At 39.2% G+C, this 15,592-nt stretch carries 11 protein-coding genes; 9 read left to right on the top strand and 2 right to left on the bottom strand.

The window, feature by feature from the left end; translation table 11 throughout:
- Positions 1 to 3: 3 nt before the first annotated feature.
- The 7 genes from addA to OZX76_RS04910 all read left to right on the top strand — a co-directional run bounded on the left by addA (position 4) and on the right by OZX76_RS04910 (position 11,440).
- Positions 4 to 3,618, top strand: a complete 3,615-nt coding sequence (gene addA, locus OZX76_RS04940; RefSeq protein ID WP_277178328.1) for a helicase-exonuclease AddAB subunit AddA — start codon at positions 4 to 6, stop codon at positions 3,616 to 3,618.
- Between the two features lie 21 nt (positions 3,619 to 3,639).
- On the top strand, positions 3,640 to 6,426 hold the full coding sequence (locus OZX76_RS04935; RefSeq protein ID WP_277178326.1) for a helicase C-terminal domain-containing protein: 2,787 nt from the start codon (positions 3,640 to 3,642) through the stop codon (positions 6,424 to 6,426).
- Entirely contained in the window at positions 6,419 to 6,901 is a 483-nt protein-coding gene (locus tag OZX76_RS04930) for a hypothetical protein (RefSeq protein ID WP_277178324.1), read from the top strand. Before OZX76_RS04935 ends, OZX76_RS04930 begins: the two co-directional genes overlap by 8 nt.
- A 66-nt stretch (positions 6,902 to 6,967) precedes the next feature.
- Entirely contained in the window at positions 6,968 to 8,266 is a 1,299-nt protein-coding gene (gene asnS / locus OZX76_RS04925) for an asparagine--tRNA ligase (protein ID WP_277178322.1), read from the top strand.
- 75 nt (positions 8,267 to 8,341) lie between these two features.
- Entirely contained in the window at positions 8,342 to 8,983 is a 642-nt protein-coding gene (locus OZX76_RS04920; protein ID WP_277178319.1) for a DnaD domain protein, read from the top strand.
- Positions 8,983 to 9,606, top strand: coding sequence for an endonuclease III (nth, locus tag OZX76_RS04915; RefSeq protein ID WP_277178316.1), 624 nt, complete (start codon positions 8,983 to 8,985; stop codon positions 9,604 to 9,606). Before OZX76_RS04920 ends, nth begins: the two co-directional genes overlap by 1 nt.
- Before the next feature lie 289 nt (positions 9,607 to 9,895).
- Entirely contained in the window at positions 9,896 to 11,440 is a 1,545-nt protein-coding gene (locus tag OZX76_RS04910) for an ATP-binding cassette domain-containing protein (protein WP_277178315.1), read from the top strand.
- Positions 11,441 to 11,486: 46 nt separating this feature from the next.
- On the opposite strand, the gene OZX76_RS04905 is transcribed toward OZX76_RS04910, so the two are convergent.
- Positions 11,487 to 13,811, bottom strand: coding sequence for a transglycosylase domain-containing protein (locus tag OZX76_RS04905; protein WP_277178313.1), 2,325 nt, complete (start codon positions 13,809 to 13,811; stop codon positions 11,487 to 11,489).
- Entirely contained in the window at positions 13,798 to 14,433 is a 636-nt protein-coding gene (recU, locus tag OZX76_RS04900) for a Holliday junction resolvase RecU (protein WP_277178311.1), read from the bottom strand. The genes OZX76_RS04905 and recU overlap by 14 nt, the downstream gene beginning before the upstream one ends.
- A gap of 69 nt (positions 14,434 to 14,502) precedes the next feature.
- Between recU and OZX76_RS04895 the strand changes: the two genes are divergently transcribed.
- The gene (locus tag OZX76_RS04895; protein ID WP_277178309.1) at positions 14,503 to 15,072 is read left to right on the top strand and encodes a DUF1273 domain-containing protein; all 570 of its coding nucleotides are present in this window, start codon (positions 14,503 to 14,505) and stop codon (positions 15,070 to 15,072) included.
- A 91-nt stretch (positions 15,073 to 15,163) separates the two neighbouring features.
- Entirely contained in the window at positions 15,164 to 15,592 is a 429-nt protein-coding gene (locus OZX76_RS04890; protein ID WP_277178307.1) for a DivIVA domain-containing protein, read from the top strand.

Raw genomic sequence — 15,592 nt, 5'->3', positions numbered from 1 at the left:
ACAATGCCCCAATTTACTAAAGAGCAACAACAAGCAGTTGATGATCGCGGGCAAGATATTTTGGTCTCTGCATCAGCAGGTAGTGGGAAAACTACGGTCTTAGTTGAACGGGTTATGCAAGAAATCCTAGCTGGTACTGGCGTTGACCAATTGCTGGTTGTAACTTTTACCAAGGCGGCGGCCCAAGAAATGAAAGCGCGGATTAAACAGGTGCTAGAACAGCAGCTAGAGTCAGCAGCAGACAAGCGTTATTTACGTCAGCAGCTTAACCGAGTTGATACAGCCAATATTTCAACAATCGATGCTTTTTGTCTGGATGTTATTCACCGCTTCTATTATGTAATTGATATTGATCCTAGCTTCAGCGTCTTAACCGATGAAACGCAAGCGGCTCTATTACGTGAGCGGGCGCTGCGAGAAATCGAAGGTGAATTTTTAGAAGCAAAGGACAAAGATTTTATTGCCTTTTATGATAATTTCGCTGGCGATCGGGATGCAGACTCGGCTCAAGGATTGCTGCTTGATTTGTATAACTTTGCGATGGCTAAGCCCGATTATCGTGATTGGTTGAAACAGTTAAGCCAAAAATATCAGGTGGCAGACAATATTATTACGTCTGCTTTATGGCAAGAACAGATTAAACCATATTTAAGCAATACTTTTGCCAGTCTTAATGAAAAAATTGGGCGCTTGCTTGCCAGCAGTCAAATTGAAACCAAAGAATTAAGCAAGGTGCATGAGAGTTTTACGCAATTTCATCAAGCGTTATCAAATTATCGCCAAAGTCTGGCAGCTGACGACGATTATGAGACTCAGCGGACATATTTACGCAGCTGCGTTTTTACCGGAAATTACCGTAAATCTAATAAGTGGGACGAGGACCTGCTTGACGCTTATCAAGAAAGTCAGGCTTTAAAAGAAGAAGCTAAGAATCAGGTCTTTTCAACGTACACCTCTTTTTACGTGACGGACGAGTCCGAGCAACTAGACCTCTTAAAACAGGGGCAAAAGATCACGTCAGCAATTACTAAGGCGGAGTTAGCCCTAATTGATCGCTTTAACCAGTTAAAACGGGCGGAAAACTTGCTTGATTATAGTGATATGGAGCAACTAGCTTACCAAATTCTTAGTCAGGACACGTCAAATTCGCAGTTAGCTCGTGACTTTTACCGTAATAAGTTTAAAGAAATTTTGATTGACGAATATCAGGACATCAATGCCCTTCAAGAGAAGATTTTGCAGCTGCTGAAAAAAGATGGCCAAAACAATCTCTTTATGGTGGGGGATGTTAAGCAGTCGATTTATGGTTTTCGGCAAGCTGAACCGAGTTTGTTCCTGCATAAATACCATGCAGCAGCACAAGCGGAAAATACGAGCCAAGAACGAATTTTATTATCGGCAAACTTTCGCTCCACTAAACCAGTTGTCAAGTTGGTTAATCAGGTCTTTGATAGTGTGCTAAGTACAGATTTTGGCGGGATTGATTATCCTAGCGAAGGGCAACTAGTTTTTGGTGCGCAATATTATCCAGTCAACCTGCCAACAGCCAGCGAGTTTCTTTATCATGAAAAAGAAACTCAGCAAAATCACTCTGATGAAACCGAGCCGGAAATTGATGCTAGCGAAATCACAATGGTCATTAACCGCATTCTGCAATTTAAGCAAGAGAATTTGCAGGTCTATGATGCTCATTTAGGACATCAGCGCCCTTTTAAGTACAGCGATATCGCCGTTTTGACTAGAAGTCGCAGCGATAACTTAACAATCATGCAAGAGTTTGCTAAAAATCACTTGCCATTGTTTATCACGGATGCCAAAAATTACTTCCAAACCCTTGAATTAACGGTGATCATGAATTACCTAAAAATTATTGATAATCCAGACCAGGACATTCCGCTCGTGGCAGTTTTACGTTCACCCTTGTTTAACTTTAAAGAGCCAGACTTAGCTAAAATTCGCATTCACAGCAAAAATACGAGTTTTTACGATGCTTTGACTTCCTATGTGACAGTCGGTGACCAATTAAGCGTTCAGATTAAAGCCTTTTTAAATCAACTAGATAACTTACGGCAATTTGCGACTAATCACCGCATTTCCGAATTAATCTGGAGTATTTATGAGCGGACCAGCCTTTTGGAAATCATGACCGGATTACCTAACGGCGAACAGCGCCGGGTTAATCTTGAAGCCTTATATGAACGCGCTAGCTCCTATGAAAGTGCGGGCTTTAAAGGCTTATACCAGTTTATTAACTTTATTGAACGCATGCGCCGCAGTCAGAAAGACTTGGCCCAGCCGCTATTAACTAAAGAAGCCGGTGATGCCGTGCGGCTGATGACGGTTCACGGTTCTAAGGGACTTGAATTTCCAATTGTTTTTTACGTTGGGCTTCAACATCGGTTCCAGATGCGTGATCTAAGCGGTAATTACATTATTAATGCTGATAACATTGGACTGACCTTGCGCCGCAAACATTATCGCGCGGACTCACTGGTTAAGGCAATTGATAATATTAAGCAAAAACAGCAATTACTGGAGGAAGAAGCGCGAATTTTATATGTTGGGCTAACGAGGGCTAAGCAAAAACTTATCTTAGTAGCCGATATTCCGAGTTTTCCTAAAAAAGTCTTGACCTGGGAGCACCAATTAAATGATAATGGTCAACTTGCGTTAGCAGATAAATTAACGGCTACAAGCCCAATGAACTTTATTGGGCCCGCAATTCACTTTGATAAACAACCAGTGCAAAAGATTAGCGATGTCACAAGTGAATTAGATCAAAACCAAGACTTGTTAATTATCAAATATGATAATGAAAAGATTGCTGGAGCAGCTCTACAAGAAGACCATCAAGAAGAAACGCAAAATTTGTCTTTACTTAATCAAATAGCGCAAAAATTGTATGATTTTGTTTATCCGTTTAAAGATGCAAGTCAAACAACGGCGTATCAGGCTGTTTCAGAAATCAAGAAGGCCTTTAATGACCCGATTGATACGGATTTAGAAAATGCGCACCTTCTATCATCCACCAACCGTTATTTGCAGCTAATTGATACCAAGCCTAATTTTCTATTTGAATCAAAATTTACTGGTGCAGAAGTCGGGACGGCGACACACCTAATTCTGCAGTATTACGATTATCGCGGTAGTGGTGATGATGCGCAATTAGCTACTGAGATTCAGGAATTGGTCAAACAGAAAAAGTTGAACCCGCAAATTGTTACAAGTCTGAAAAAAGATGAAATCAACTGGTTTGTTCATAGCGATTTTGCTCGCGATTTTTGGCAGCAGCCAGGTAATTTAAAGCGTGAAGTTGATTTTTCCAGTTTAATTGCGGCAACGACCTTGTTTAACCAGTTTAGTGATCCTGATGCCAAGATTTTGATTCACGGGACCATTGATGGTTATTTTGAAGCTGACGATGGGATTATTTTGTTTGATTACAAGACTGACCATGTTGATCCGAATAATTTAGATACGGCAATTGCTAAGATTAAGCAAAAATACACGGGGCAGCTTAGGTTGTACGAGCAGGCGCTTAATTCTTTTGCCAAACAAAAAGTAACCCATAAATACCTAATTCTACTTGACGCAAAAAGGGCGGTAGAAGTTAAATAGAAGAGAAAAGGAGGGCGGAACATGACATCATTTGCTAAAGACACTTTTGCGGTTGTTGATTTGGAAACAACAGGCACGCAGCGTGAGGACGATAATCATATCATCCAGTTTGGCTGCGCCATTATTAAAAACCTGCAAGTTGTCAAGACCTATTCGTTCATGATTAATCCTCACCGTGAAATTCCCTTGGCAGTTCAAAATCTGACCCACATTCATAATGAGGATGTTGCTGGGCAAAAAGACTTTGCTTACTATGCTCCTAAAATTAGTAAACTTCTTAAAGGAACGGTTTTTGTTGCGCACAACGTTAACTTTGACCTGCCGTTTTTAAACTATGAATTAGTTAATCATGGCTTTGATGAGTTAGCTAACAAGGCAATTGATACGGTTGAATTAGCCAAAATCGCCTTTCCAACCCTGCCATCATATAAGCTTAGTGACTTAACGGCACAATTAAAAATTAAGCATTTAAATCCACATAAGGCCGATTCTGATGCTTACGGCACTGCCATCTTATTAATTGATATTATCCATCAACTTGAGACTTTGCCACAAGCTACGCTCAATACCCTTAGCTCACTGGCTCACGGATTAATTCGTGATACCTCATGGATCTTTACAACGATTGCGGAAAATGCTCGGCAGCAAAAACGCCCGTTGAGTAAAGACCGGATGCAGGTACGTAATATTGTTTTGCAAAAGCAGCAAGTAGCTACGCCAAGTAATCCCAAAACCAGCAAAGCAAAGTTTCCGGTTAAAGATGATCTTAAGCGAAAGCTGTTTAAAGGAAAAATTAATTATCGCCAGCCGCAGGTTAATTTGATTAACCAAATTGACGACTTTTTAGGTGCTGGTAATGAGCGGGCAATGCTTGTTGAGGCACCTAATGGTACAGGAAAAACTTTTTCTTACCTATTTGCTTATGCTTACCGGTTATATTCTAGCCGAAAATTAGTGATTGCGACGCCAACCAAGGTTTTACAAAATCAGGTGATTAGTCAAGAAATTCCGCAAATGCTGGCGGTTACTAAACTTGACCTGACCGCAGAAGTTGTTAAGTCAAGCAGTCACTACCTTGACCTCGATGGTTTTTATCAGAGTCTCTATCAGGGAACACAGAACAAACCTACCTTGATTTTACAAATGCGGATTTTGGTGTGGCTAACGCAAACAAAAACAGGTGACCTAGATGAATTACAGCTAACCAATTATCGGGCGCCATTATTCATGCAGGTCACTCATCCGGGGGATGCACGCGTCGGCAGCAATTTTGCGGCTGTTGATTTTTGGAATCTAGCAAGACAGAGGCAGGAACAAGCCGACATTTTGGTAACTAATCATGCGTACTTGGCTAATCATTATAACGATTCTATCTGGGGCCAAAACCCATACCTTGTAATTGATGAGGCTCACAGATTCGTGGACAATGTAATTACTTCGCGCAATGATTCGTTTCAGTTTGAGTCGCTTTGGGGTGTGCTTAGTCATATCCGCAATCTGCTGTATTACGCAGAGGATGGTATTTCTAACCAATATGGTAATGACACGCAGCTTAACTTTTTACTAGAAAAATTAAACCCAGGACTCATCGACCTGATTCACGTAATGAATAGATTGCAAAAAATGTTGGCAGCCAAAAAATCGCGGGCAATCAATCAAAATTTACTGGCAAATGGTAAGTTATTACTTAGCTTTCAAGGAACAGACCTCTTTCCTAAAAAGGGCCAGTTTAGACCGCGGCTCAGTGAATTTCAACGCAAATTAGAGAGTGTTCGGCAGCAGCTTAACCAGATTTTATTTAAGCTTGATAAAGAAGCTGGAGATACAACCAGTGATGAAGATGCATTATTAAGTGAAATAACGACGCAGCTTGATCGCCTCGACTTTTACATTGAAAAGAGTTATCAATTATCTGATTTGCTTAATGACCAGACAAGTTTGCAGCAGGAAGGCTTTATTGTTACCTTAACTAATCCGCAGGATCCTCTTAGTGCCAATCTTAGTTGGCTATTGCTAGATGCTAGCAGCGAGTTAAAGCAAATTTATGCGCGCTTTGACCATTTATTATTTGTCAGTGCGACATTAACTAGTGAGAACAATTTTACTTTTGCGATTAAGCAGTTGGCCTTGACCGATCTAATGCCTAAGAAATACATTGGTAAGAGTACATTCAAGCTGGCAAAACACCTTGAGGTGTTGTCGGTTAAAGACATGCCAGACTTTAGCGATAGTCAATATACTACACAGTTGGCAAATATTTTGACTAACGATTTAGGTAAGAAAAAGCATGTGTTGGTATTAATGACCAATTTGGACCAAATTAAAGAGGTATTTACGCTGATTTTAAACTCACCAAACTTACGTGATTTTGAAATTTTGGCTCAAGGATTGTCAGGGTCGAATAACCGCATTGCCAAGAGATTTGCGATTGCTAATCAGGCAATTATTCTCGGTGCCGACAGCTTCTGGGAAGGAATTGACTTCCACCAATGCGGAATTGATTTGGTAATTGCGGCCAAATTACCATTTGAATCGCCGGATCAGCCAGAAGTTAAATTACGGCAAAAGAAGTTGCAGGATGAGGGCTTGAATGTTTTTCAGACTGATACAATACCGCGGGCAGTAATTCTCTTTCGTCAGGGGATGGGGCGCTTAATTCGCGGTGAAGAAGATCGCGGTCAATTTGTGATCTTAGATTCACGCATTTGGCAGAGAGATTATGGTAAAGTATTTCTGGATGCAATTCCGGTTAAAACGCAAAAAGTTAGTTTAAAGGAGTTACGAGATAAGTTGGCTAATTATGATTAAAGATGATACGAGACAAACAATTAAGTTCGTTACTTGGGTGGTAATCATTATCGTGCTGCTCTACCTCATGTTTGTGGCGCTTTTTTACCAAGCAGGTCAACCTGGGCGCAATGAAACGCAGAATGTTAAGCAGATAGCAACCAGTAAAACACCGATTACGTTAGTCCAAGCAAGCTATCACTTAGACCGCGAGGTCAACAGTTATTCGGTTAAAGGTATTAGCAAGCATAACGGCACATACTATTTTATTTACTTGCCGGGCTCGAAGAAGGGTTACCTTTATCCTGCTAAAAAGGGCGTTAGCGAAACTAAGATTAGAAGCGAGTTTAATCAGAAGCGAACTGGTGGTAAAATTAATCAGGTCAACTTGGGTTGGTACAAGAACAAACCAGTTTGGGAAGTAACAGCCAAAAATGCGGCTGGTGATTATAGTTACAAATTATATGAATTTAAAACCGGAAATTTTATCGGTTAAGTCGCGAAAAAGATAAAACTTTGGTATGATTAACTTGATACAATAAGGAAAGTGGAATAAGAATTTATGACAGAATTAATTTCAATTAGAGATTGTTCCAAGCATGTTGATGAAGAAGTTGAGATGCATGTTTGGCTAACAGATAAACGTTCAAGTGGGAAGATTATTTTCTTACAATTGCGTGATGGTACCGCGTTTTTCCAAGGAGTTATGCGGAAAAATGACGTTTCTAGCGAAGTATTTGAAGCCGCCAAGTCATTGCACCAAGAAGCTAGCTTTTACATCAAGGGAACTGTTCATCAAGATGAGCGCTCACACTTTGGCTACGAAATTCAAATTTCGGACCTGAAGATTGTTACTAACAATGAAGGCTACCCAATAACAAATAAAGAACACGGGATTGACTTCTTGCTTGATCACCGTCACTTATGGTTAAGGAGCCGGCGACCATTTGCTATTATGCGCATTAGAAATATCATTTTCAAAGCAACAGTTGATTTCTTTGAAAATGAAGGCTTCGTAAAATTTGATGCGCCAATTTTTATGCATTCTGCACCAGAAGGTACAACTGAGTTGTTCCATACGGAATACTTTGGTGGGGATGCTTACTTATCACAATCAGGTCAACTTTACGGTGAAGTAGGCGCTGAAGCCTTTGGCAAAATCTTCACCTTTGGTCCAACATTTAGAGCCGAAGAATCCAAGACTAGACGTCATCTAACTGAATTTTGGATGATGGAACCAGAAATGGCATGGATGCATCAAGATGAATCTCTTGATATTCAAGAAAGATTTTTGTCTTATGTTGTTAAGCAAGTATTAGCTAACTGCCAATATGAATTAGAAATTTTAGGTCGTGATCCTAAGAAGCTTGAACCAGCCGCAGAAGGTAACTACACTCGTTTATCATACGATGATGCCGTTAAGATGCTGCAAGAAGGTGGTCGTGACTTCAAGTGGGGCGATGACTTTGGTTCTCCTGATGAAGCTTACATTTCAGAAAAATTCGACCGACCATTCTTTATCGTAAATTACCCAACAGTAATTAAGCCATTTTACATGAAGAAGAACCCAGAAAATCCTAAGGAATACCTATGTGCCGATGTTTTGGCACCTGAAGGTTACGGTGAAATCATGGGCGGCTCAGAACGTGAAAGTGACTATGATATTTTGAAAAAACAAATTAATGAAGCTGGCTTGAATGAAAATGATTACGGCTGGTACCTTGACTTGCGTAAATATGGTAGTGTGCCACACTCAGGCTTTGGTATGGGCTTTGAACGTGTAATTGCTTGGATTTGTAAATTAGACCATGTTCGTGAAGCTATTCCATTCCCAAGAATGATTAACCGCATCGAGCCATAAATTTATTATTTAGTAGAATATTATTAAAAGTTGAACTAAAGTTTTTAGTTCAACTTTTTTAAAGGGAGAATTTAATTGCACTACAATGATTTTCGCAAATTAGGTTTTACTACTTTGTCTAATGGTCTAATTGCTTACTATCCGCAGCTTAAAATCAGTGATGCCGAATTAATTTTAATCATTCAATTAGAAGCCTTTGCGCAAAGAGGAGAAAACTTCCCAACAAATGAGCAAATTGCTGCTAATACAAATCTTTCAACCGGTGAGGTAGCCAGCATTACGCAACAATTAATTGACCAAAATTATTTAAGCATTGACCAATTAACTGACAAACAAGGTCGCATTGGCAATTTTTATAATTTGGATGCACTTTATCAAAGGCTGGATGACTTTTTGAGTACTAATGTAATGATTAAAAGTCACCAAGACCAAACAGAAAAAGTCAGTGATAGCTTAGATAATAATCCACTTAACACACTTGCACGACAATTTGAAATTGAATTTGGCCGTTATTTAAGCCCAATTGAGCGCGAAGAAATTTCGGCTTGGTTGAATGTCGATCACTATAATCCCGAAATTATTAAGCTTGCATTGCGAGAAGCAGTTCTATCACAAGCATACAGCTTAAAGTATGTCGATCGTATTTTGTTAAATTGGCAAAGACATAATCTTAAAACTGTCGCCCAAGTTCAGAAGTTTTTACAAAGGAATCGCTAATGGCACATGAAAAATTATTAAGCACTGAAGAAGCACGCAAAGTATTACGCACAATTAATAGGATGTATCCTGACGCTAAAAGTGAACTTATCTGGGACAATAACTTCCACTTGCTTTGTGCAGTTTTAATGAGTGCGCAAACAACAGATAAGATGGTTAACCGCGTAATGCCTCAGTTCATTACTGATTATCCCACGCCAGTTGAGTTAGCACAGGCAACGATTGAAGATATTGAAGATCATATTTCGAAAATTGGCTTGTATCATTCAAAAGCTAAGCACCTTAAGGAAACCGCGCAAATTTTGGTTGATAAATATGATTGTCAAATTCCAGAGAATAAAAAGACGCTTGTAACTTTGCCGGGAGTTGGTGTAAAAACTGCTAACGTTGTCTTAGCCGATGGCTTTGGCATTCCAGCAATCGCCGTTGATACACATGTCTCACGCATTTCTAAGCGATTTCACATTGTAGCTCAAGATGCAAAACCGCTTGAAATTGAAAAAAGATTGGAAGAAATTTTACCGCCTGAAGAATGGATTCACACGCACCACGCAATGATTTTGTTTGGCCGTTATTCCATGACAGCCCGCGATAAAGACGATCCGTATACTTACTTGAAATAAATTACCATTGTGTGCGCTTAAAGATGGTATTATAATAAATCAATCAACGTTAAAAGACCTAGTTTTGACTAGGTCTTTTTTCTTTTGCTTAATCATGATAAAATTATTAAAAATATTGTTATGCTGCAGAGCAAATCTGTTTACAAGGAAGTGATAACAATGAGAATCCAATTAACTAGCAAACAAGCAATGGAGATTGCCTAACAAGAGCAATTTTTATTTAAGAAACTTTTGTTAGAGCAAATTCCATGGCTAAATCAATTAATACTGAATTGTAGGTGTGATAGTTATGGAATTTATCAAAATTATTAATCTAACAATTAATTATCAGGGAACAAAGTTGTTTGTAATCCCACATTTAAAAATTAGTACAAACGAAAAAGTTGGTTTAATTGGTGAAAATGGAGCTGGTAAAACGACTTTAATGCGAGCGATTGTGCAAATGCCAGAAACAGCTCACGGTCAAATCATTAAAAATTGTTCACTGGTGTATGTCCCGCAATTATTGCCGCAAGCTAATTGCAGTGGCGGTGAAAAAGAAAAGGCAGCACTAGAAGCGGCTTTTCATCAATTAAAAAAGCAAGCAAATGGTTTACTGCTACTTGACGAGCCAACTTCAAATTTGGATGAAACTGAGCAAAATTGGTTGATTTCGAAGCTGCAGAACTTAACTTGTCCCTTGCTTGTCATTAGTCATGATCGGCAATTATTGAATGCCGTTACTAATCGTACTTGGGAGTTAAAGAACCGGCAAATTACTGCCTTTACCGGTAATTTTGCCGCCTATGAACAATACTCGGCACGCGAAAAAGCAAACCATAAAGTTCAGGTGCGCCAACACGAATTAAAGCGCAAGCGTTTGCAAAGAGAATACCAGCATAAACAGAGTCAAGGTCATACTGCCCGCAAGCGTAAAGCAGGAATTTCCACATCAGATTGGAAATCACGTGGTGACGCCACTGGGACAGAACGAAAATTATTGCGGCAAAGTCGAATTTTAACTAAAAAAATCACGGCAGAAGCCGTAGCAATTAAGCAATCTTATAAACGTCAGCCAATTACACTTAAGAATATTACCGCCGATTTGAATAAATTGAACCTACCGGCTAAGACTAATCTAATAAGCATTAAGCCGCAGTATATTTCTTGGCAAAAACAAGAATTATTTAGGATTACTCACGAATTACGGCTGCAAGCTAATAGCAAAATTGTTCTAACTGGACCTAATGGCAGTGGCAAGTCTGTTTTTTTAAAACAATTAGCGGGGCAGCATTTAACCGGATTTTATAACAAGCAGTTGAGCATTGGCTATTTTAATCAAGACTTAACAGCCTCGCTATCACAAGAAACTGTCTTGCACCAAATTCTGCACGAATCAATTTTTGCTCGAAGTATAAGAATGCAGCTTTTAGGTGATTTGCACTTACAAACTGCACTTAATGAGCCGATTACAAAGTTGAGCGGGGGCCAACTTGTTTATTTTAATTTGGCTCAGATATTGTTAGGGCAGCATAATTTTATGTTACTTGACGAACCAATTAATTTTTTAGATATTAGTTCAATTACAGCCCTAACTGATTTTATAAAAAATTATCCGTTTGCTCTGATTGTCGTGTCACATGATCAAAAATTTATTGCCGACCTGAACTTGCCTAACTGGCAAATCAAAAACGGTCTACTTCTTAATGGGTCTTATCTGCAATCAAATAGTAGCCAGGACCAAGAAAAAGTTGCGCTGCTTAAATTTAAACGTGATCAAATGATTGCTGATCCTACGGCAACTTTGGCGCAAATAAAAGAAATTACACAACAATTACAAAAGTTAACTAGATAAGCAAAAGACCTTCACAACGTGAAGGTCTTTTTAGTGTTATTAAACTTTATGGGTTAGTACCTGAATTATTTTCAGATGGTGTTTTATCGTTAGTTGAACCTGACGATGAGGAATTATTAGAATTTGGCTCATGATTTTCAGGTTGATGATTGTTTTGACTATTTTGATGGGTATTTGTATGATGCTGACTGTCATGAGATTGTGCAGTTGAACCATTTTGCTTCTGATGCTGACTAGTTGCATGGTTTTGCTGCGTGTTGGTTGTTGGACTAGAGCTGTTAGTATCAGCTTGCTCATCATCCTCATCGTAATTGCTACTGTCATCAACAATCCCGCCAGGAGCATGACCGCGAACGAATAATTGCCATTGACCACTTGAAGAAACTTCAGGTGGATTGGAATTTTTAGCAATTCTAGCTCGAATAACTGAACTTGGCTTTTGCCAATCAACATTGGATTTATTCTGCATTAAGTATGACATCATGCTCTTATATAGCAATTGAGCAGATTGCTGACCAATACCAGAAATAGTTCCATCTTTTAGATTGTCATAGCCCGTCCAAACACCCATGACATAACTTTGCGTGTAACCAACAAACCAAGAATCCTTAGGGGTTGATGCGTAGCTGGGATAACGAGCTAAATCCTGATCTGAATATTTAACAGAACCAGTTTTGCCAGCTTGGTGCAATCCAGCAATTTTAGCACTAGTACCCGAACCAGTTTTAATGACACCCTTAAGCATATCAGTAATCATGTACGCCGTTGACTTACTCATTACCTGAACACCAGCAGAATCATAATTGCGGGTTAAACCATCTGGAGTTTCGATTTTAGAAACAAATTGCGGTTTATGATAAACACCCATTGCCGCAAAAGCACTAAAGGCACCAGCCATTTGCATACTTGAAGCATTAGCACCAATCGCTACCGATAAACCAGAAGATTTTGGAACGTTGATTCCCAGCTTCTTCGCAAAAGCAGCAGCTTTGGGAACACCAACCTGCTTCAAAGTCTTAACAGCAGGAACATTGCGGGACTGCTCCAACGCGTGACGCATGGTCATCATGCCATCGTATTTGTTATCCCAGTCATAAAGTTGCACATTCGTTCCAGGATAATAATATTTACTATCATCAAGCATTTTAGCCGTCGACCAATTTAGATATTGAATTGCTGGACCATAATCAAGCACTGGCTTAATTGAAGACCCAGTTGAGCGACTAGTCTGAACAGCACGGTCGAGCCCCAGCTGAACAGAAGGCAAGTGCCGTCCACCCAGAATAGCGACAATGTGACCGTTACTTGGATCAACAACTGTGGCACCAACCTGCATTTGATCATTAGTAAAAGGCACTAGACCATTATTCGCAAGTTCATAAAGCTTATTTTGTGCCTTTTGGTCAATATTCACTGTAATCTTGAGGTTATCACGATAAGGATCAAAACCCTTGTCTTGCACCTCGCCAATTGCTTCCTTGATGTAGGGATCATCAATCTGACGTAATTTAGTTTGTGCCTTTTGACTATGATGCTTTAGACCCTTTTTAATGCTTTCTTTACTTGCCTTATCGTATTGTGCTTGCGTGATTTTCTTATTATCAAGCATTGCATTTAAGACAATGTTCCGACGATATTTAGCATATTTAGGGTAGGTATACGGATTATAAGCAGTTGGTCTGTTTGGCATCCCAGCAAGTAGGGCGGTCTGCGCCAAGTCCAGCTTGCTAATACTTTTACCATAGTAATAATTAGCAGCAGTACCAATGCCGTAATTACCGTAATTCATGTAAACCTTATTAATGTAAAATTCCAGAATTTCATCATGCGTATATTCGCGCTGAACGCGCATTGCTAGCCATGCTTCTTGAGCTTTACGGCGCAATGTCCTTTGTGAAGCATCTGTCGAAAAGACCGTTAACTTAACTAATTGCTGGGTAATTGTTGACCCACCAGCAGCAATTTCTTTGCTTTGAGCGTTAGTCAACATCGAGCCCACAATTCTAATTGGGTCAATACCTAACTTATCTTTATAGAAGCGTTTATCCTCAACAGACACAACTGCATCTTTAAGCAGCTGCAATTTAGGACTATCTTTAACATAAATTCGCTTTTCTGAGCCTAATGATAAAAGAAACTTACCATTAGTAGTATAAAAGCCGGATGAGCCGCCGCTTTCAAGCTGAGCCTGACTAATATTGGGTGCATCCTTTGCATAATATGCAAAAAGACCAATTCCCGAAACAATTAGTAATAAAGCAGCTAGAAGACACCACTTAATTATGCGCCACCATAAGGGCTTGGGCTGCTTTTGTCGATATTCTCGGCGCGACTGGTGTTGATTATTTGAACTAAATTTATTGTTTGCCATTATTCATATTCCTATCTGTAATAAAATGGTCGACAGCAATTAAATAGGGCAGCGTAGGCTGAAAACCACTTTTAATTTCAACTGACCATTTTTCTACCTCAGGTAAAGTTACCGAGCTTTTATCCTTGGTCCACCATGCTTTAATGATGAAACTTGCCGGGGTAACAAAATACCGCTTTAAGCTTGTAAAACCAATGATGGTAAAGCAAATTCCTCGCTGCTTTAAACATTCTTCCAAATGTACAATTTGATGTTCATGGAAGTTCTTTAGCGGGAAATTAGTCTTGTTTTTGGTTTCTTTAGCTTCAAAGTCTAAATAATAACCTTGATATACCCCATTATAGTCCGTTGTTGACTCTTGGCGAAAGTATGCTTCACGAATTACAGCCCGAGAGCGTTTAGGATAATCAACCTTGACAATCTGTACCGGCGTTGGCTTTTTGTGTACAACGGCAATCTCTTTTAGACGATAATATTTATTTGACTCGTTAATCATTTGTTCCAAGGTCATCCCACGTCCAGAAAAGCTAACATTCTTGCGGTGTTCAAATTTTTTGCGAATTTTGGGCTCTTTGGTTGATTTACGAAATGCGGCTAAACTACCGCTTGGATATTTGACCATCAATCTCACTCCTGCTAGCATTATAGCAATAAAGAAAAAAATTTTGAACAAGGAGCCATCTCTTTCACTATGCAACGACTATGGGTTACCGGTTATAGAAATTATGAATTAAATACTTTTGGTGATAAGGATCCTAAAATAAAGATCATTAAGCTGGTTTTAGAAAAGCGCATGACAACGCGTTTAGAAGATGGGCAACTCGATTGGGTAATTACCGGCGCTAACTTAGGAGTTGAACAGTGGGCCAGTGAAGTGGCAATCAAATTACGTGAACGTTATCCTTTGCGGGTTTCAATAATTACGCCGTACGAGGAATTTGCAGGCCGCTGGAATGAGGCCAACCAAGGAAAATTTATCAATTTAAAGAATCAGGTTGATTTTTACGCTTCAACTTCCAGTCACGCATATCAAAGTCCGGTGCAGCTGCGTAATTATCAAAATTTTATGTTGACGCATACGGATGAAGCACTAATGATTTATGATCCCGAAAACCCAGGTAAGCCAAAATTTGATTATAATTTAATCAAAAAACACCAAGAAACCAAGGATTATCCCCTAGAATTAATTGATTTTTATGATTTACAAGATGCTGCAGAAGAATATCAGGAAAGTCTTGAAGATAAAAAGCTATCAGAATAATTGAAAATATTTCTTAAAGTTAAATTTACGGTGTTAAGCGGGTACTCTTTTTGCTAAAATAAGAAGGTATGATAAAGGAGTTGTCATTATTATGCCAGATTTAAATGATATTCAATTATCCACCGAGGATATTTTGAAAAAACAATTTAGAACTAAGGTCAAGGGCATTGACCCAGACGAAGTCGATGCCTTCTTAGATAAAGTAATTGCCGATTATGATACTTTTGAACAGATTATCGAGGACCTCTATGGTCAAATTGGCGATTTGCAAGGAAAATTAATCACTGACCAGCAAAAAGAAAAAACGCTAGAAAATCAACAATCACGGCGCACTGTACCAACTGATACTGTCCGGACTTATACTCCAAGCAGCCAAACCAGCACATTTAATTCTTTTGTAGATAACGATAGCGAGCAAGAAACCGAAAATTCGACTAATATGGCAATAATTCAACGGATTTCAGCTCTTGAGCGCAAGGTCTATAACTTGGAAAGACGAGTTTATGGGTTACAAAAGTAA

This window comes from Lactobacillus sp. ESL0677 (genome assembly GCF_029392875.1).
GTDB lineage: Bacteria > Bacillota > Bacilli > Lactobacillales > Lactobacillaceae > Lactobacillus.
This window is presented reverse-complemented; position numbering and strand designations above follow the sequence as displayed.

Coding starts and splice junctions, on each gene's coding strand:
- OZX76_RS04905 (WP_277178313.1), bottom strand. CDS start 13,811: ATGGCAAACAATAAATTTAGTTCAAATAATCAACACCAGTCGCGCCGA.
- addA (WP_277178328.1), top strand. CDS start 4: ATGCCCCAATTTACTAAAGAGCAACAACAAGCAGTTGATGATCGCGGG.
- OZX76_RS04935 (WP_277178326.1), top strand. CDS start 3,640: ATGACATCATTTGCTAAAGACACTTTTGCGGTTGTTGATTTGGAAACA.
- OZX76_RS04895 (WP_277178309.1), top strand. CDS start 14,503: ATGCAACGACTATGGGTTACCGGTTATAGAAATTATGAATTAAATACT.
- asnS (WP_277178322.1), top strand. CDS start 6,968: ATGACAGAATTAATTTCAATTAGAGATTGTTCCAAGCATGTTGATGAA.
- OZX76_RS04930 (WP_277178324.1), top strand. CDS start 6,419: ATGATTAAAGATGATACGAGACAAACAATTAAGTTCGTTACTTGGGTG.
- recU (WP_277178311.1), bottom strand. CDS start 14,433: ATGGTCAAATATCCAAGCGGTAGTTTAGCCGCATTTCGTAAATCAACC.
- OZX76_RS04890 (WP_277178307.1), top strand. CDS start 15,164: ATGCCAGATTTAAATGATATTCAATTATCCACCGAGGATATTTTGAAA.
- OZX76_RS04910 (WP_277178315.1), top strand. CDS start 9,896: ATGGAATTTATCAAAATTATTAATCTAACAATTAATTATCAGGGAACA.
- nth (WP_277178316.1), top strand. CDS start 8,983: ATGGCACATGAAAAATTATTAAGCACTGAAGAAGCACGCAAAGTATTA.